Source organism: Massilia sp. IC2-278 (genome assembly GCF_020708045.1).
Classification (GTDB): Bacteria; Pseudomonadota; Gammaproteobacteria; order Burkholderiales; family Burkholderiaceae_D; genus Telluria.
The window spans coordinates 245,152-263,603 of record NZ_JAJFES010000002.1; the positions used below are offsets into that span (position 1 = coordinate 245,152).

General features: G+C 58.6%; 12 protein-coding genes and 1 tRNA gene. 5 read left to right on the forward strand and 8 right to left on the reverse strand.

The genetic code is table 11. The features are described 5' to 3' along the window. Nucleotides 1-10: 10 nt before the first annotated feature. On the reverse strand, nt 11-1,300 hold the full coding sequence (locus tag LK540_RS05955) for a nucleotide sugar dehydrogenase (RefSeq protein ID WP_229436126.1): 1,290 nt from the start codon (nt 1,298-1,300) through the stop codon (nt 11-13). Between the two features lie 468 nt (nt 1,301-1,768). On the opposite strand from LK540_RS05955, the gene LK540_RS05960 reads away from it, so the two are divergent. Then, on the forward strand, nt 1,769-2,854 hold the full coding sequence (locus LK540_RS05960; RefSeq protein WP_229436127.1) for a GNAT family N-acetyltransferase: 1,086 nt from the start codon (nt 1,769-1,771) through the stop codon (nt 2,852-2,854). 100 nt (nt 2,855-2,954) lie between these two features. Here the strand turns inward: LK540_RS05960 and LK540_RS05965 are convergent, their stop codons facing one another. The 3 genes from LK540_RS05965 to LK540_RS05975 all read right to left on the reverse strand — a co-directional run bounded on the left by LK540_RS05965 (nt 2,955) and on the right by LK540_RS05975 (nt 7,112). Further along, nucleotides 2,955-3,878, reverse strand: a complete 924-nt coding sequence (locus LK540_RS05965) for a hypothetical protein (protein WP_229436128.1) — start codon at nt 3,876-3,878, stop codon at nt 2,955-2,957. A 320-nt stretch (nt 3,879-4,198) separates the two neighbouring features. Beyond that, nucleotides 4,199-5,227: a hypothetical protein gene (locus LK540_RS05970; protein WP_229436129.1), complete on the reverse strand. Its 1,029-nt coding sequence runs from the start codon at nt 5,225-5,227 to the stop codon at nt 4,199-4,201. Nucleotides 5,228-6,419: 1,192 nt separating this feature from the next. After that, complete coding sequence (locus tag LK540_RS05975) at nt 6,420-7,112, reverse strand: hypothetical protein (protein WP_229436130.1); 693 nt, start codon at nt 7,110-7,112, stop codon at nt 6,420-6,422. 74 nt (nt 7,113-7,186) lie between these two features. Here LK540_RS05975 and LK540_RS05980 point away from each other — a divergent pair, with 74 nt between their 5' ends. Next, nucleotides 7,187-7,342, forward strand: coding sequence for a hypothetical protein (locus tag LK540_RS05980; RefSeq protein WP_229436132.1), 156 nt, complete (start codon nt 7,187-7,189; stop codon nt 7,340-7,342). Nucleotides 7,343-7,766: 424 nt separating this feature from the next. After that, nucleotides 7,767-8,660 (forward strand): DUF5677 domain-containing protein, encoded by an 894-nt coding sequence (locus LK540_RS05985; RefSeq protein WP_229436133.1) that lies wholly within the window; start codon nt 7,767-7,769, stop codon nt 8,658-8,660. An 89-nt stretch (nt 8,661-8,749) separates the two neighbouring features. Here LK540_RS05985 and LK540_RS05990 read toward each other — a convergent pair. Further along, nucleotides 8,750-8,825 (reverse strand) — tRNA-Arg (locus tag LK540_RS05990). Nucleotides 8,826-9,042: 217 nt separating this feature from the next. On the opposite strand from LK540_RS05990, the gene LK540_RS05995 reads away from it, so the two are divergent. Both LK540_RS05995 and LK540_RS06000 read left to right on the forward strand, forming a co-directional pair. Continuing rightward, a complete protein-coding gene (locus LK540_RS05995; RefSeq protein ID WP_229436135.1) occupies nt 9,043-9,975 on the forward strand; it encodes a cytochrome c5 family protein in 933 nt (310 codons plus the stop codon). A 365-nt stretch (nt 9,976-10,340) separates the two neighbouring features. Next, nucleotides 10,341-12,818 carry a hypothetical protein gene (locus LK540_RS06000; RefSeq protein ID WP_229436136.1) on the forward strand — a complete coding sequence of 826 codons (2,478 nt, stop codon included), beginning with the start codon at nt 10,341-10,343 and terminating at the stop codon, nt 12,816-12,818. Between the two features lie 73 nt (nt 12,819-12,891). Here the strand turns inward: LK540_RS06000 and LK540_RS06005 are convergent, their stop codons facing one another. From LK540_RS06005 to LK540_RS06015, 3 genes are all read right to left on the reverse strand, one after another. After that, entirely contained in the window at nt 12,892-13,962 is a 1,071-nt protein-coding gene (locus tag LK540_RS06005; RefSeq protein ID WP_229436137.1) for an acyltransferase, read from the reverse strand. A gap of 189 nt (nt 13,963-14,151) precedes the next feature. Further along, on the reverse strand, nt 14,152-16,221 hold the full coding sequence (locus LK540_RS06010) for a M13 family metallopeptidase (protein WP_229436138.1): 2,070 nt from the start codon (nt 16,219-16,221) through the stop codon (nt 14,152-14,154). Between the two features lie 117 nt (nt 16,222-16,338). Continuing rightward, a complete protein-coding gene (locus LK540_RS06015; protein WP_267498685.1) occupies nt 16,339-18,393 on the reverse strand; it encodes a M13 family metallopeptidase in 2,055 nt (684 codons plus the stop codon). Between the last annotated feature and the right edge of the window lie 59 nt (nt 18,394-18,452).

Genomic DNA, 18,452 nt, shown 5'->3' on the forward strand with positions numbered 1-18,452 from the left:
ACAGGCAAATTTACAGGCGCCAGACGCAGTAGCCGGCCTCGCGCAGGGCTGCCTCGTCGAATTGCGACTTGACGTCGATGAAGCAGCCGCCATCGTTCAGCTTGGCCTGGAAGTCGGTCAGCGACAGCGCCAGTACTTCCTTGTGCGGCACGGCGGCGATCAGCGCGTCGGCCTTTGGCAGGCTGTCCCAGGATTCCAGCTTGATGCCGTACTCGTGCTCGGCTTCGGCGCTTTCGGCCAGCGGGTCGTAGACGTGGACGTCGACGCCATAGCTTTCCAGCTCATGGACGATGTCGGCCACTTTCGAGTTGCGCAGGTCCGGGCAGTTTTCCTTGAAGGTCAGGCCGATGACGTTGACTTTCGCGCCCTTCACTTGGAAGCCAGAGGAAATCATGGATTTTACAGTCTTTTCCGCAACAAACTTGGCCATGCCGTCGTTGATGCGGCGGCCCGCCAGGATCACTTGCGGATGGTAGCCGACCATCTCGGCCTTGTGCGTCAGGTAGTAGGGATCGACGCCGATGCAGTGGCCGCCGACCAGGCCCGGGCGGAACGGCAGGAAGTTCCATTTGGTGCCGGCCGCTTTCAGCACTTCCAGCGTATCGATGCCAATTTTGTCGAAAATGATCGCAAGTTCGCTCATCAGCGCGATATTCAGGTCGCGCTGGGTGTTCTCGATGACCTTTGCCGCTTCAGCGACCTTGATGCTCGAGGCGCGGTGCACGCCGGCGGTGATCACCGATTCGTATAGCTGGGCGATCTGTTCCAGCGATTCGTCGTCGTCGCCCGACACGACCTTCAGGATCGTGGTCAGGGTGTGTTCCTTGTCGCCCGGATTGATACGCTCAGGCGAGAAGCCGACGTGGAAATCGTCTTTCCACTTCAGGCCCGAATGCTTTTCGAGCAGCGGGATGCAGACTTCCTCGGTGGCGCCCGGGTACACGGTCGATTCGAAGACGACGATCGCGCCCTTCTTCATGTGCTTGCCGACGGTGGTGCTGGCGCCGATCAGGGGGGTGAAATCCGGATTGTGGGCGATGTCGACCGGGGTTGGCACCGCCACCACCACGTAGTCAGCCTCGGCCAGCATGGCCGGGTCGGTCGTCACTTCCAGCTGGCTTGCCGCCTTCAACTGTTCGGTCGAGACTTCGCCGGTCGGGTCGATGAATTTCTTGTAGTTCTCGATTTTAGAGGCCGACAGGTCGAAACCGATCGTTCTTACTTTTTTGCCGAACTCCACTGCCAGTGGCAGCCCGACGTAACCCAGTCCAACTACTGCGACGACCTGATCTGCTTTCATTATCAGCTTCCGTTATCGAATAAAATTTTGCTATTATGCTAATTTTTAATATAGCATGGAAACAGGAGGCGCCTCAACACCGGGTTCCTGTTTGTAGAATACCAACAACAGACGTTTCTGGACGATGTTGTATTTGCATCTGAACGCTTTCCAAGGCTCCCGTTCCATGCATGCTGGATGAACTTGCCTGAAACATGGCGGCTGTGCCGGACGATGCGTAACCGGGCGCCGATGTCTGCCGTTCTTGTTGCGTGTCTGTGCAGGCTCGCTGCGGCGGCCAAGCGATGCGTTCACCGCAGGGCACCATGCAATATTAGCATTTTCTGATAAACAAGTTCCGTAAGAAAATGAATCGTGCGCAGGCCACACTTTTGCGCACCCTGGCCGGAAAGAAGTTGTCAATCGTATACAATCTGGCGCGATCAATCATGCACCGCCAGAAACGCCCGGTGCACACAGGAGCAGCGCTTGAACGACCTCGAATTCTCCTACCTCAGCCTCGATACCCCCGGCAACGACGAGCTCGATGCCTTTGCCCGCGCCTGCCCGGACGGCAGCGCCTATCATCTGGCGGCATGGCGCCGCGCGGTGACCGATGCCTATGGCTATCCGGGCCAGGCGCTGGTGGCGCGCCGCGGCGGCAAGCTGCTTGGATTCCTGCCGCTGTCGGCGGTCAACCGTCCGCTGGGCCGGCCGCGCTGGATTTCGCTCCCCTTCTGCGACCTGGGCGGCCCGCTGGCCGAGTCGCCGCAGGTGAGCGAGGCGCTGGCTGCGCGTGCACGGATGGATATCGGCGGCGCCAGGGCCAGCGGGCTGGAACTGCGCTGCTCGCATGAGGACGCGCTCGACGAAGCGGCGCTGGCAGGCCGCAAGGTGCGCATGTTGCTCGGCCTACCCGACAGCGCGGCGGCCCTGATGCAGAGCTATCCACCAAAACTGCGCAGCCAGGTGCGAAAGGCGGAAAAGAATGGGCTCACTTCGGAGGTGGCGGAAGGCGCCTCGGCAGTGGCCGAGTTCTACGATGTATACAGCCGCAACATGCGCCGCCTCGGTAGCCCACCGCACAGCCGCGCCTGGTTCGACGCGATCCACCGCCACTACAGCGCGGCCGGCGACATGCTCATCGTCATCGTGCGTCACGAAGGCAAGGCGGTCGGCGCCGGCTGGGTGCTGCTGTGCGGCGACAAGGCCGTGATTCCGTGGGCATCGACCCTCGCCGACTACAACCCGCTGGCGCCGAACATGCTGCTGTACTGGACGATCCAGTCGCAGCTGTGCGAGCGCGGCGTGCGCCAGTTCGACTTCGGCCGCTCGACCTATGGCGAGGGGACCTATAAATTCAAGAAGCAATGGGGCGCGCTGCCGGTGGCGCTCGACTGGCGCGAGTGGGATGGGCAAGGCGTGGCCTTGCAGGCCACGCCGATTGCCGTGCTGGGCCCCGGCGGAGGAATCAAGTCGAACTTGCGGCCGATGATCGAGAGTGCATGGCAGAAGCTGCCGCTGGCGGTGACGAACAGCCTGGGGCCGCGGCTGCGGCGGTATATCACTTTATGAGATGATTCCTAGGTTATCGCTGCAGCGGGCCTTGCCAGCCAAGCGTGTACTGCCGACGGCAAGCTACTCAAGCTTGCGCGCTGAATATCTTGCCAAGGAACTAAAATAGAGAGCGTAGAAAACCCGAGATTGGACTCGCGAAATACCAAATCCCTCCCGCTATGGCAGGGAAAGTATATTTTGGGCGGATGAGTCGCAAAATTTCCCAACCATAAGCAGGCTGCTTCCGAGTTTCATTCGCGGGAGATACTACAATTTTTCCACCGAATAAGAAAGGAATCCAATAGCTTTTCAAATGCTCCGTAGTAAAAAAGCCACTATGTCCGCATTCGTGAAAATTATCGTGTATTTCACCAGTACCAAATCCATACGTGCCGCTTGGACCGTATCCCCATGTAGAAATCTCGGCCATAACGGGAAGTCTATCCGACAATCCAATATCATTTAAAAGCCCACCGCGAGGCTTATTTGGAAGTCGAAGCCAATCGAAATTTGTTGGAATGATCGCGCCACATAATAATAGTCGGAACAACCGAATATCAAAGTGCTTCTTTAAAACTTTACTAATAATGTAAGTTCCAAAGCTATGAGCAACAACCGAAACATGAGCTGTTGGGTTATTAGCGATCAAAGCCCGAAGCTCATCACTTACTTTTCCAACAGGAACCCACCTGAACAGGAAAGTCATTGGAAACCAAAAGCTGATTAAGTCGAAAAACCCATATCGAATGGGCACGACCCGCTTACAGTACGGCGAAAGCTCCTTGACTGCAATACCCTGCCACTCAGCATTTGTGCGAATGCCATGGACGAGCATTACTATATGGTTAGGCCTTAACGTTGGATTAGCAGTCTTCGCGATAACCATACGGCCTAGGATTTCCTCTTCCTCAGCCGGAAAACCTAGCTCCCCAATATGCATCGTGATCGCGGCAATAGTGGGTACACCGTTTGATTGGTTCAACTTTGCGACTATCTGATCCGCCAGTTGCTCAAGGTCGAAATCAGACAGAGCCATTTTCACCACAAAACAGGTAATACGCTTTTGTATTCACAACGTTCGGTACAACTTCAATTCCATCTCGGTCGTAAAGCACCTCTGGAATCTCCGTAAGACTTTTGTAGCTTCGCGACGTGATGCCCGATCCATATTCCACACGGTAAACCTGCGTTAGCATCTGCCCAGCTACAAGATCCTGCACTATTCGGGATAGAGAGCTCAATGAGGTAGGGTTTGCTATCTCAAATAGGCGGTCAAACGAAAGCCAAACAGTCCGCCCTTCCCCTCTTATAGAAGAAAAATAGTCAGATAAGTTTTTTATCGCCTCGCTATCGAGGGGATAATTATGCATTAAACGCTCGAATTTCATTAAAAATGTGTTCGAACTCGACATGGCTGCACCTACCAGGAACAGCAAATTCGTTAATAACACTGGGCAGAATCACATGGATTTCTTTTGTAGGAAAAGCCGGATCGCCATGTGGCAAGAAATATAAATTCAAGCTGTCACAATAACCATCTTTTCCCCTGAACAAATCCAAGCTTTGAGTTGTTGCAGGGTCAGTGCCAACATTTCCGTCATCAGATGTTGCGATTCCACGCAAAGCATATCCATCATCGTTTTTCATCATAGAATCAACTACACGAAGTCGATCCCCCAGATTTTCCTTGTTCTTCCAAATATACTCTTTGGCTTTACGCAAAGAGTACGGCTTGAAGTTTCCCAGTGGTAGGAGAAAGTCTAGCATCGCGAACAAACGTGAAATATCTTCAGTATAACGTGTACTGGTAGAATGCGACGCCACTCTTAACTCAAGAATTCCATTGGGGTGCAGACGGAAAAGGTGCACAACTCGATGAGGCACCAATTTGTAGTTCCTGTTGAAGCCATCTGCGCTATGAATTGTTTCGTCTAACTTTGGCACAATTCGCTGCGCAACAATCTTGACTAGCAGAGCTTTATTCTCCCAGCGGACATCTACAATTTGTGGGACCGGTGTTTCTGCGACAATCAATGGGGCAGCAGCCACATGCGCTATTCCTGTTACCGCAAGCTTTTGCATTACCGCGGCTTGGTCCAGCATCGCTTTAACTAAATCAGGTTTACTTTCATACAAAAATACGTGTTGACGCCCAGATTCTTCTGCATGACGTAACAGATCCATCAACTCCTCAAGAGAAATCTGATTGTCACTGAAAGCAGGCTGAATACGTTTAGTCAATAAATCGTCCCACGACCCAGCAGAATGCTTCAGCCCCTTGCTCTTCAGATAACCCGATACTACAGAGATAGAACTAGTTTGCGTTAGCAAGTTAAAAATCTCAAGCATGCGTTTGTAGGCATCAGCACCGGTATGGGAAAGCTTTGTCATTGTTTAAGTTATCGATGGCAGTTCAGTGGACGAACCGTGAGAATTCTGCGGTTACTAACAGGATAGCATATTTTAGTTGCATTTTTACAATTAAGCTACTATATCGTGGTGCTCTATGCTCAATTGTTACTGCATCCCAACAACTTACTAGTCTACTTAACAACATTTATAAAAACATGTCATTACTAGCAGCCCTATGGAAGACATTGTGTCTGGTACTTATACTATCAGCGTTAAGCCAGGCTTCGGGTACGGCCTGCGAATGCAGAAGAGTAAGGAGTACGAAGGGGATATAGATGCTTAGTTTCGTACGGCCCTGTTCTATCTGGCTGGATTGGTCTCGCAGCACAGCGTTGACTACCAAAACATCACGTTTCACGCATCCTACGTGCTCAGCATACTACATGAGTGACGCCGCAGCGCCGAGGTACCTGCCGTCTAGCAGGCCATGGGCCGTTGAAAGACGTAAAGGCAGCGCGCATCGGTCTCTAGTAAAGATAGCGCTGAACCTTAGGCGGGAAGTCGTTGCCGCCGAGAGCAAGTTCGCTGGCTGAAACCGCGAGGGATGACCGGTTCCGACACCTGCTTAACCTCACGCTGCCCCCGGTGAATTCCCAACACGCTGTTTGCTAAAGTTCACGTAAACAGGCCAGGAAGCGAAGAATGGGTGGCCGAAAGGGTGTGATGACTGAACTCTTCGCGCATAAGATGCGCGAGGATGGAATCAATCGTGGTCGCTGCTGGGCCGGTACTTTGCCCCATCCCGTCCCAAATCTTGATTTTCAAAGAGAAAACTTAGCTGAGCGCGTGCCAGGCGTTCCAAGCTGAGGTGGCTGAATATAATCATAGCGGCCTCGCTCATGAAGCCAGCATTGCGGAACTCCTAGTCGCGAAACGATTTGGGTTGGCTGACTTGTTCTTCGATTTAGCTGCTGAGGAGGACCTATTGTGTGCAACCGTACAATATAGCAGCGTCGCCAGCAACACGGCATTTCCAATTAAAGGCTGAGGGTGGCCACAAAGGCCACAAGGAAGACATTCAGGGCAATGAGGCAATCATGATGATGCTGCAACGTAGAGATAGCTGGAATCTCGTCTGTTGCTGCCACTGGGCGTTCACGATCCACCCTTTCAAGGTTGTCGTAGTGATTACGTGAAGTCTGTGCGGAAAAGTAAGTCTGCAAACGATCCTTCAGGAACCTCCGTTGAGCATGGCAGAGCGATACTGGTCCGTTTTAATGCTGGTTTCGACCCATGAAAGCGTAAGACTGATTAACGCTTTCAGATCATTAATATCTCTGTCCGTCCACTTGCGAACGTAATGAGTTTCGTCGTTTCCAAGCCAAGTCGCTAGCTTCGCGCAGTCTCTAATGTTCTCATCAGTGACGTACCTATCAATACACGGTCCCAACATCGTCGCCCTAATTTTTTCGGCGTCGTCTGGTCGCTTTAGGCAGCAGTAGTCCTTCACTAAGAACTCTAATGCTTTTCGATACCCAACCCCAGCGACTTGATCCAGCTTTCGCTGGTCCGCTTCGGAAGCTTGCGAGTAGATTTCGTAAAAGTTCGGCGACAGCGAAATGATGCCGTCAAAGACTGCTGGTTTCTTCGGAGTTCGGGGCAACGCGGTAACTAGCTTATATACGTAGCTGTACCCGCGCCCCTGGCTAACCAGACTTTGCTCGTAATAGGCGATGAAGAACGACGTACACTCATGATTGGGACACAGGAATATAGCTTCCATAGTCAGTGTTCTACGCCTTGATGCCTCGACCACTTGCGCACCTATCGCTTTGGGGTGGATATGCTTGTTGCATCTTGGGCATTCGTCGGGAGAACTATTGACTTCAATGAATTCGCCTGTAGGCAAGGAAATAGTAGGCATGGGTTTCTAACAATGGCGTTGGTTGCGTCATCATACCGCACGGATGATGGACGCCCTTAACGGGATGCTGCTGGATGCTGGCCGCTATCGCGCGCAAGGGCTATACGGACCGTCGCAGGCATCAACAACAAGGCATTGAGAAGCTGAAAGCGGCAGGAGGCTACGAGGGCCGCAAAGAGGACGTACAGCGCAACGAGGCGATCATGACCATGCAGCAGCAGGGGAGATAGCTGGAACCACGTGATGACTGCTATAGGCTGTTCACGCTCGACCCTCTCCCGGCTGTCTCAGCGCATCCGTGGAACACTGGAAAACGCATAGCGACGCCGCAAGCACGCCTCCAAATGCGACAAGACCCAATTCAGATTTCTAATTGGGGAATCCGCTAGCAATTCGTCAGTTTGCCAAAGTTAACAGCACGGCAGACTTAGAAGGGTAAAGAGCATTGGCTTGGCGGCTTTTTTCCTATCCCTGCCAAAGTACCCTTGGGGGTTCGCTCAGCAGCCGATTTCAAAAAGGGGTTAAAGGTCAGATTTGGTTGTCGTTGTTGTTGGACATTCGACAGCAGGGTGCGGTTTTGTCCCAGCGGCAGCCCAAAGGTGTCAGTGCTGGCTGGTCTGCTCGTCGAAAATTGGCGATACGAGGAAGGACACCATGCTTCCAACCGCACAATATGCAGTTGCAATTGGCTACTCTATGACTTACACGCCCCTTGCACTTGGAGACCAAATGAGCTGGCTTGAAGATGGATTTCTTTCTGATGATGTTCAGGCATGGACCGACTCAATTCTTGAAGAACATGCGACGGAATTCGCTTTCGCGCACGAGCTGAACAGGGCAGCAATGTCTATGCTTCGCAAGACCGGGGTAGTCGGTGTACGCCAAATTCCAAGTGCAGCCTTTCTCGCTAGGGGGCTTCAGTCGTATCAAGCCGCCCTTCTGCTACTTGAGCGCGGAATGTTGGCCGATGCTCGGAACGTCGCTCGTAGCGTCGCCGAGACAGCAATAGTCATTGCGGGCCTCGCGCTTTTACATGACATGCCGCGTCGGTTAGCTGCCGACAACAACAAGCACTACAAAACACTCGCCATCCTCATGCTAGAAAATCCCCTCTTCAAAGACGTTATGGTGCCAGACGAGCGGAGCAGCCTACGACAGCTTCTAGCCGACGCTGAAACCTACATGCAGAAGCCGGATCGCTTAAATCTTGAAGGTGTAGCAAACGAAGTGGGGTTAGGCAGGTTCTACACTCTGGTCTACAGACCGCTGTCAGGTGACGCCGCACATCCGACCGTTGACGCGATGCAGCGACACATCGAATCCCTTGAGGGGGTCGGAATAAAGCTCATCTTCAAGCCTCAAGCTGATGACTTGGTGCCAACGCTTCAAATTGCGGCAACTGCACTTCTAACGTGCTTTGAGGCAGCAGCAGAGGCGTTCAGTAACGCTGAGATGCAAGCCTTCGCTGACATATGGCACATGCGTCAACACGACATGCTTTTAAAGACAACAACTGGTCAGCAAATGAGTACTCAAGGTCGAGAGTAGTTGAGAGCAACGAGTCGGTATAATTGAGTGTCGCTTAGGTGCAAGCCGTCCACCGACGACCCGGTAACTCATTGATACTCTAAAGGATGTGGTGCGGCTGGCTGGGATCGAACCAGCGACCCTTGGCTTCGGAGGCCAATACTCTATCCACTGAGCTACAGCCGCACGGGAAACTCCTGAGCGATGCGAAGGATACAGTCTTTCGCGCGTGGCGTCCACGGAAAGTGTCGCGCCGTGCCTTCTGCATATGCCATGGGGCATCTTTTGAGACTATAATCGCCCGTTGGCGGCCTTTGCAAAATGTCATGCAAGAAGCGTAAGCGCCGGACGGAACCAAGTTGCAAGTCTAGTGGCAGGTTTTTTTAATCGTATTAAGGAAATCATGAGCGACGCACACAATGAACAATCGTTTATCCGGACGCCCAAGCAGCTCATCGCGGTGGTCGCTGGCTTCTTCCTGGTAATCGTTATCGGCATCATCCTGCTGGTTTCCTTTGTCACCACCGACAAGCTCGAAGGCGCGGGCACACAGAGCCTGGGCGAAGAAGCCGTCGCGGCGCGCCTGCGTCCGGTGGCCGAGGAAGGCTTCACCCTGGTCGACGCGAATGCCCCGAAAGTGCTGCAGGCCGGCGACGCCGTGTACACCGCCGTGTGCGCAGCCTGCCACAGCGCCGGCGTGGCCGGTGCGCCAAAGGTAGGGGCAGCGGGCGACTGGACCGCCCGTCTGGCCCAGGGCTACGACACCCTGGTGAAACACGCCATCGAAGGCATCCGCGCAATGCCGGCCAAGGGCGGCAACCCGGACCTGGATAACCTGGAAGTGGAACGTGCGGTGGTCTACATGGCCAACCAGAGCGGCGCCAAGTTCAAGGAGCCGGCCGCTCCCGCAGTCCAGGCCGCAGCAGCAGCCGCCGCCGGTACGCCCGCCGAAGCCGCCGCTGCCCCGGCAGCCCAGAACGCCGCCACCGCCGCGCCGGTCGCCGGTACGCCAGCGGCTGCACCGGCGAGTGCGCCTGCGCCCGCCCCCGCAGCGGCTCCCGCAGCAGCGCCGGCCGTCGCCAGCGCCGACAGCGGCAAGACCCTCTACAACAGCGCCTGCGTGGCCTGCCACGGCGCCGGCATCGCCGGTGCGCCGAAGCTGGCCGACAAGGCAGCCTGGGCGCCGCGTATCCAGCAAGGCACGGCCGTGCTGTATGACCACGCGATCAAGGGCTTCCAGGGCAAGGCCGGCGTGATGCCACCAAAGGGCGGCGCCAGCGCGCCGGACGCCGACGTCAAGGCGGCCGTCGATTTCATGGTGGCTGCGGCACGCTAATGGGAAGTGCGCGATTGCCAGAGTGACATCTGGTTACACGCGATCTGGCGCAAAGTCCAGTCAATCCGATTGAGCCAGATTAAAACTCTGGCATTGAAACCGCCTGAAAAGGCGGTTTTTTTATTCTGCTACTGCTGAAAAAGTCAATATAAATACACAGCAAAATCGCTTATAAACCGAATAATGGTCGTGAAAAAAGCGATAATTTTATGTTGTATTTGGGCGAAATTGTGAACAGGCAGCTTGATTTTGCTGTTCCGAATTTTTGCTTTGGCGTAACCTTCAGGAATTCCCAGAGGCAATAATTTGTGCCTCTCAGTAACTTCCTGAAGACTGCCATGACTCTCCCACTCCATACTCTTGCAATGCGAATTGCCGCAATCGCGGCATTCGGTAGCACCCTGGTAGCCTGCGGCGGCGGCGGCGGCGGCTCGGGCTCGAACACCAGCCTGGCCGGCACCTCGGCAAGCATTCCTGCACCCGCACCGGTCGCCACGCCAGCGCCGGAAGCGGCCGTTCCGGCCAGCAGCGCCGATCCTGAAGCGATCGAGCTGACCGAAGAAAATACCGGTAGCAATGCCGCTCCCGAATCCGAGCCGGCCGAGGTCGAAACCAATGTGCCGGCCATCCCGGCCCCGATCGGTACCGGTCCGGTTGCAGCGGCTCCTGTCACCACGGCGCCCGTGACGACTGCACCGGTCACCACCGCGCCGGTTACCACTGTCCCGGTTGCCGACGTGCCCGCCAGCGGCGCCATTACCGCCCCGATCTCGGGTTCGATCCCGGCGCCCATGCCGGCTGTCATCGCCCCGCTCGTTCCGGTCGCAACGCCGGCCCCTAGCTACGCCGTGTACGGCCCGGTCACCGACGTGCGCCTGCAAAACACCGGCACCGCGGCCCAGGCGAATGCGCCGGTCACCTTCGGCCAGGTGTTCGCCGCCGGCGACCTGCTGCGCAACGAAATGCTGGTCGGCCGTCTCGACAACGGCACCATGGTCCCGCTGCAGCTCGACGTCAAGGCCAGCCACCCGGACGGTTCGGTGCGCCATGCCGTGATCTCGGCCATCCTGCCTGGCCTGGCCGCCAATGAAGCGCGCACCATGACGCTGCTGAAGACGAATGCGCCGGTCGCCCAGGCCGCACCGTCGCCGAAGACCCTGCTGTCGAACGGTTTCAGCGCCTCGGTGCATGCCACCATCAACGGCGTCGAGTATAAGGCTTCGGCCGACGACCTGATCAAGAGCGGCTGGAAATACAACACCTGGCTGTCGGGCGCCATCGCCAACGAATGGCAGGTCTCGGCGCCGCTGACCAGCGCGGCCGGCGTGGAACACCCGCACCTGAGCGCACGCTTCGCGATCCGCTGGTACGAGGGCATCAAGAAAGCGCGCGTCGACGTCACCCTGGAAAACAACTGGGCCTATGAGCCGAACCCGAGCAACATCACCTACGACGCGAAAGTCGTGGTGCGCGGCCAGGAAGTGTATAACGCGCCGGCCATGACGCACCTGCACCACAGCCGCTGGCGCAAGCTGTTCTGGTGGGGCGAGGCGCCGCAAGTGTACGTGCGCCACAACACCGCCTACCTGATCGCCAGCCGCGCCGTGCCGAACTACGACCAGACCGTGGTGACGCCGGAAGCGAGCCTGAAGAGCCTGATGACCAAGTGGACCGGCAAGGCCATCGAGCCGATGGGCGTGGGCCTGGCCAACTCCTACATGCCGAGCACCGGCGGGCGTAACGACCTCGGCATCATGCCTGGCTGGGCCGCGACCTACCTGCTGAGCATGGACCCGCGCGCCAAGACCGTCACCCTGGGCACGGCCGACCTGGCCGGCAGCTGGTCGTCGCACTACCGCGACAAGAACACGGACCGTCCGGTCAGCCTGGTCGACTTCCCGTACATGACCATCCTGGGCCGTTCGACCGACACCAAGAACCCGGCGACCAAGCAGTACGAAGCCTTCCCGGTGTGCCCGAAATCGGCCTGCACCACGCCGAACAGCCATGATGCCTCGCACCAGCCTGGCTTTGCCTACCTGCCTTACCTGGTAACCGGCGACTATTACTACCTGGAAGAGCTGCAGTTCTGGGGCATGTACAACGTGTTCCAGTCGAACCCGGGCTACCGTTCGAACATCAAGGGCCTGCTGCACCGCGACCAGGTGCGCGGCCAGGCATGGAGCATCCGTACGCTGGCCGAAGCGGCCTACATCACGCCGGACAGCGACCGCCTGAAGGAGCATTTCGCACGCATCCTGGAAAGCAACATGGAGTGGTACAACACCACCTATACCCGCAACGCCTCGGCCAACTTCTTCGGCGTGCTGGACATGGGTAGCGCGGTGATCTACAACAGCAAGCGCGGCATCGCGCCGTGGCAGGACGACTTCTTCACCCAGGCCGTCGGCCACGCCGCGGAACTCGGCTTCACCAGCGCCAAGACCCTGATGAGCTGGAAAGGCAAGGCGCCGGTCCTGCGCATGACCGACCCGGCGATGTGCTGGATCGATGCCTCGCTGTACTCGATGGTCATCCGCGAAACGGAAACCAGCCCGTTCTTCACCAGCATGGCGCCGTCCGTGACGGCCAGCCAGTCGGAAGGCTTCCGTGCCCTGGCCTGCGGCAGCTCGGCGATGGCGACCTTCCTCGGCCTGAAAGTGGGCGAGATGACCGGCTACTCCTCGAGCGTGACCGGCTACCCGTCGAACATGCAGCCGGCCCTGGCCTACGCCGCCGATGCAGGCTTGCCGAACGCGGCAGCCGCCTGGACCAAGTTCATGGCCCGTACCGTGAAGCCGAACTACGGCACCAGCCCGCAGTTCGCGATCGTGCCGCGCTGATCCCGGTCCCGCAGTAAAACAAAAGCCCCGGCCGCCGCAAGGCGCCGGGGCTTTTTTTCGTCCATTTACCCTGTCATTCGGCCTTGGCCAGGCTCGGCGCCGCCAGCGGCACGCCGTCCGCGCCGGGCTGGCGCGGCGGCGCCGTGGCGATCACGGCGCTGAAGGCGTTCGGCGCGATGCGCATCGCCAGCCGGTAGGCCACGACCAGCACGGCCGTGGTCAGCACCGGCGCCAGCAGCCAGTACACGGGATAAGGCACCGCTTTCGCCAGCGGCCGGTAGACGATCCAGGTGGCCATCAGCACCGGCGCGTGGGCGACGAACACGAAGAAGCTGTACTTGCTCATACGCGCCAGCCAGGCGCCGAAGGCGGTGCTGCTCAGGAGCGCGGCCGCCGGCCAGATCAGGAAGGGGCCGGCCATGCGCAGGTAGTTGGTATTGGCCACGCGGAAGGCCACTACCGCCGCGCACAGGCCCACGAACAGCGCCAGGCAGGGCAGCGCGTAGCGGTCCAGCGCGCACAGATTCCAGCGCCGCACCGCGGCCAGGCCGCCGAGGTAGAACACCGGCGCCATCACGTCGCGCAGCAGGAAGCGCCCGTCGAGGTTGTTCATGAAGACCAGCAGCACCGCGCCCAGGCCCAGCCAGGGGCAGTGGCGCAGCATCCAGCCGAACAGCGGCGCCACCAGCATCAGCATGATCAGGTCGCGCAGGAAGTTGAGCGGATAGTTGATCGGGGAATCGGTGAGGCCGAAGGCGGCGTTCGCCCAGCCGCGCGGATCGTCCGGCACCATGTCTTCGCCCAGGCTGACGTGCAGGCCGTTTTCCAGTAAATCGGCGGCGCCCAGCAGCAGCAGGTTGAAGAACAGGAAGGGCACGACGATGGTGCAGAATTTTTTCAGCGCCAGCTTGCCCGGTTTCAGGTCGAGCATCGAGCGGAACAGCAGGTAGCCGGAGATGCAGGTCAGCACCGGCACCGTGGTGCGGAAGGCGGCATTCTGGAAGAAGGACTTGATCAGGTCGAAGGTGCCTCCGCCCACCTCCTTGATCGGCACGAAAGGCGGGGTGTGCAGGAGCACGACACCGAAAATCATCAGGAAGCGCAGCATCGATATGCGCTTGCGTACCTCATCTTCATACTGCATCGCAGCATCCCCGTTTGTATTATTGAAAAAATAATAACGCAAGAGCGGGCTGAAGCTTGAAAGCTTTTCAATCGTGTGGGGGCTTTGCCACAGAATGATGCGGTGCAGAAATGAAAAAGCCGCCCAGCTTGCGCGGGGCGGCTTCGATCAGGCAAACAGCATTACCGGATGCGCATTACCAGATGCGCATTACCAGATAATCACGCGGTCCTTCGGCGCCAGGTACATCTTGTCGCCCTGCTTCACCTTGAAGGCTTCGTAGAAGCCCGGCTGGTTCTTCAGGGTACCGTTGGCGCGGTACTGGCCCGGCGAGTGCGGGTCGGTCTTCACCTGGGCGATCTGCGCCGGTTCGCGCATCTTCGAACGCCATACCTGGGCCCAGCCCATGTACAGGCGCTGTTCGCCGGTGAGGCCGTTGATCACCGGGGCTTTCTTGCCGTTCAGCGAGATCTGGTAGGCCTTGGCCGCAATGGCGAGACCCGAGTTGTCGGCGATGTTCTCGCCCAGGGTCAGTTCGCCATTCACGTGGTAGCCAGGCAGCGGCTCGAAGGCGTTGTACTGCTCGACCAGCATCTTGGTCTTGGCCTTGAAGTTCTTGTGGTCCGACGGGCTCCACCAGTCGCGCAGGTTGCCGTCGCCGTCGTACTGGGCGCCCTGGTCGTCGAAGCCGTGGCTGATCTCGTGGCCGATGACGGCGCCGATGCCGCCGTAGTTGACCGCGTCATCCGCGTTGGCGTCGAAGAACGGCGGCTGCAGGATCGCGGCCGGGAACACGATTTCGTTCATCTCCGGGTTGTAGTACGCGTTGATGGTCTGCGGCGTCATGCCCCACTCTTCGCGGTCGATCGGCTTGCCCAATTTGTTGAGCTCGCGGTCGGATTCGACCACGCGCGAACGCATCACGTTGCCGACCAGGTCGTCACGCTTGACGACCAGCGCCGAGTAGTCCTTCCACTTGTTCGGGTAGCCGATCTTCGGGGTGAACTTGGCCAGCTTGGCTTGCGCTTCCTTCTTGGTGGCCGGGCTCATCCAGTCGAGCTTGTCGATGCTCTGCTTGTAGGCGACCAGCAGGTTCTTGACCAGGGTTTCCATGCGCGCCTTGCGCTCGGCCGGGAAGTGTTCGGCCACGTACAGCTTGCCGACGGCTTCGCCCTGGGCACGCTCGACCACGCCGACGCCACGCTTCCAGCGCGGTTCGATCTGGGTCACGCCCGACAGGGTCTTGCCGTAGAAGTCGAAGCGCTGGTCGACAAAGGCCTTCGACAGGTAGCTGCTGTAGCTGTCGACCAGGTGCATCGCCAGGTAGGCTTTCCAGGTGTCGAGCGAAGTCTTGTTCGACAGCTCGGCGAAGCCCTTCAGGTAGGTCGGCTGGCTGACGATGACGTAATCGGTCTTGCCGGTGATGCCCGCGGTTTGCAGCCAGGTGGCCCAGTCGTAGTTCGGGGCGATCTTGGCCATGTCGGCCAGGTTGACCTTGTTGTAGGCCTTGATCGGGTCGCGCAGCTCGACCTTGGTCCACTGCACCTTGGCCAGCTCGGTCTCGAAGTCGACGATGGCTTTGGCGTTGGCGGCGGCGTTCTTGTCGCCGGCCAGCGTCAGGGTCTTCTCGATGTGGGTCAGGTACTTGGCTTTTACGTCCGCCAGTTTCGCGTCGTCGGTTTTCAGGTAGTAGTCGCGGTCGGGCATGCCCAGGCCGCCCTGGTAGATGTCGGCCACGTACTTGGTCGAATCCTTGTTGTCCTGGTGGATGCCGAAGTCGAACGGCACGTTGACGCCGATCTTGCCCAGGCGCGCCAGCACGGCCGGCAGCTCGGACTTGTCCTTGATAGCGGCGATCTTGCCCAGTTCGCTACTCAAAGGGGTGACGCCCAGCTGCTCGAGGCGCGCTTCGTCCATGAAGCTGGCCCAGAAGTCGCCGATGCGCTGGGCATCGGTGCCGGCGGCCGGATTGCCGGCGGCGGCCTTCTCGATGATGCCGCGGATCTGCGGCAGGGTGTTCTCGCGCAGTTCCATGAACGAGCCCCAGCTCGACTTGTCGGCCGGGATTTCGACGTTCTTCAGCCACTTGCCGTTCAGGTATTCGAAGAAGTCGTCCTGCGGGCGCACGCTCGATTCGATGTATTCGGTGGCGATGCCGGCCGACAGGACCGGGGCTTTCGCCGTCTTGGTGCTTGCTGCAGCCGCGGCAGCGCCGGATTCAGCTTGTGCGAAACCGGCGATCAGTGCCAGCGTCAGGGCGCTCAGCATGTGCTTTTTCATGTGTCTCTCCACTGTTTTGAATGATATCGGCCGGCACCTTGTGAGCGCCGGCCGTTTTCCGTCAGATATGCATACGTCCCGTAGATTCAGGCGTTCTGCACGATCAGACCGATGACTTTACCAGATCGAGACGCGATCTTTCGGCGCCAGGTACATTTTGTCGCCTTCCTTCACACCGAAGGCTTCGTAGAAGGCCGGGTGGTTCATCACGGTGCCGTTGGCGCGGAACTGGCCCGGCGAGTGCGGGTCGGTCTTCACTTGCACGATCTGCTGGGCTTCGCGCATCTTCGAGCGCCACACCTGGCCGAAGCCCATGAAGAAGCGCTGGTCGCCGGTCAGGCCGTCGATGACAGGCGCCGGTTTGCCCTTCAGCGAGATCTTGTAGGCTTTGTAGGCAATCGCCAGGCCCGAGTTGTCGCCGATGTTCTCGCCCAGGGTCAGTTCGCCGTTGACGTTATAGCCAGGCAGCGGGCTGTAGCTGTTGTACTGCTTGACCAGCATGTCGGTGCGCTTTTTAAAGGCGTCCAGGTCTTCCTTGGTCCACCAGTTGCGCAGGTTGCCTTCGCCGTCGGACTGGCTGCCCTTGTCGTCGAAGCCGTGGCCGATCTCGTGGCCGATCACGGCGCCGATGGCGCCATAGTTGACGGCGTCGTCGGCGCGCATGTCGAAGAACGGCGGCTGCAGGATCGCGGCCGGGAACACGATCTCGTTCATCGAGCTGCTGTAGTAGGCGTTCACCGTCTGCGGCGTCATGCCCCACTCTTCGCGGTCGATCGGCTGGCCCAGCTTGGTGATGTTGCGGTTGTAGCCGAACTCCGAAGCGCGCTTGACGTTGCCGATCAGGTCATCGCTGCGGATGGCGAGCTTCGAGTAGTCGCGCCACTTGTTCGGGTAGCCGACCTTCGGCACGAACTTCGCCAGCTTGGCCTGGGCTTCGACCTTGGTGGCCGGGGTCATCCAGTCGAGGTTGTCGATGCTTTCCTTGTAGGCGGCGGTGACGTTCTTCACCAGCTCTTCCATGCGCGCCTTGCGCTCGGCCGGGAAGTATTTTTCCACGTACAGCTTGCCGGCGGCTTCGCCCAGCGCGCCTTCGACCAGCGACACGCCCGACTTCCAGCGTGGACGGTTCTCGGTGACGCCGGTCAGCACGGTGCCGTAGAAGGCGAAGTTGGCGTCGACGAATGCCTTCGACAGGTAAGGCGAGTATTCGCGCAGCAGCTGCCATTCGAAGTAGGACTTCAGGGTCGCCAGGTCGGTCTTGGCCAGCACGGTGTTGAAGCCGGTCAGGTAGCTCGGCTGGGCGACGATGATGTAGTCGATCTTGTTACCGATGCCGGAAGCGTTGAGGGCGGCGTTCCAGTCGTAGCCCGGGGTCAGCTTGGCCAGTTCGGCCAGGCTCATCTTGTTGTAGCGCTTGACCGGGTCGCGGTTCTCGACCTTGGTCCACTGCACCTGCGCCAGTTCGGTCTCGAAGGCGACAATGGCCTTGGCTTGCGCCGCGGCGTTCTTCTCGCCGGCCAGGGTCAGGATCTGGGCGACGTGCGCTTCGTACTTGGCGCGGGTGTCGGCCATGCGCTTGTCGTCGAGCTTCAGGTAGTAGTCGCGGTCCGGCATGCCCAGGCCGCTCTGGCCGATGTAGGTGGCGTACTTGGTGGAGGCACGCGCATCCTGGCCGACGCGGATGCCGTACGGGGTCGACACGCCGATCTTCGACAGGTGGGCCACCAGTTCCGGCACGGCCTTTTTGTCCTTCAGGCCACGGATGCGCTGCAGCTCGCTCGAGAGCGGCTTCACGCCCAGGGTTTCGAGCCTGGCTTCATCCATGAAGCTGGCGTACAGGTCGCCGATCTTCTGGGCGTCGGTGCCGGCCTTCTTGCCCTGGTCTTTCTGGGCCGCCTCGATGATTTCGCGCAGGTGGGCCTGGGCGTCGTCGCGCAGCTGCATGAAGGTGCCCCAGCTGGCCTTGTCGGCCGGGATCTCGGTCGACTTCAGCCATTTGCCGTTCAGGTGGGTGAAGAAGTCGTCCTGAGGACGCACCGAGTTGTCGATGAACTGGGTGTCGATCCCGGAGATCGGCGCGGATGCCTGGGCGCTGGTCGGGGTGGCGTCGCCGGCGTGGGCGAACGCGGCCAGCACGGACAGGGTCAGGGTGCTCAGAAGGGTACGTTTCAAGATGATCCTCAATCTACAAAAAGAACGGCACGGGGCCGGGAGACGATGCACGTTACAAG

Coding starts and splice junctions, on each gene's coding strand:
- LK540_RS05975 (WP_229436130.1), bottom strand. CDS start 7,112: ATGCCTACTATTTCCTTGCCTACAGGCGAATTCATTGAAGTCAATAGT.
- LK540_RS05985 (WP_229436133.1), top strand. CDS start 7,767: ATGCTTCCAACCGCACAATATGCAGTTGCAATTGGCTACTCTATGACT.
- LK540_RS05980 (WP_229436132.1), top strand. CDS start 7,187: ATGCTGGCCGCTATCGCGCGCAAGGGCTATACGGACCGTCGCAGGCAT.
- LK540_RS05995 (WP_229436135.1), top strand. CDS start 9,043: ATGAGCGACGCACACAATGAACAATCGTTTATCCGGACGCCCAAGCAG.
- LK540_RS05955 (WP_229436126.1), bottom strand. CDS start 1,300: ATGAAAGCAGATCAGGTCGTCGCAGTAGTTGGACTGGGTTACGTCGGG.
- LK540_RS06000 (WP_229436136.1), top strand. CDS start 10,341: ATGCGAATTGCCGCAATCGCGGCATTCGGTAGCACCCTGGTAGCCTGC.
- LK540_RS06010 (WP_229436138.1), bottom strand. CDS start 16,221: ATGAAAAAGCACATGCTGAGCGCCCTGACGCTGGCACTGATCGCCGGT.
- LK540_RS05970 (WP_229436129.1), bottom strand. CDS start 5,227: ATGACAAAGCTTTCCCATACCGGTGCTGATGCCTACAAACGCATGCTT.
- LK540_RS06005 (WP_229436137.1), bottom strand. CDS start 13,962: ATGCAGTATGAAGATGAGGTACGCAAGCGCATATCGATGCTGCGCTTC.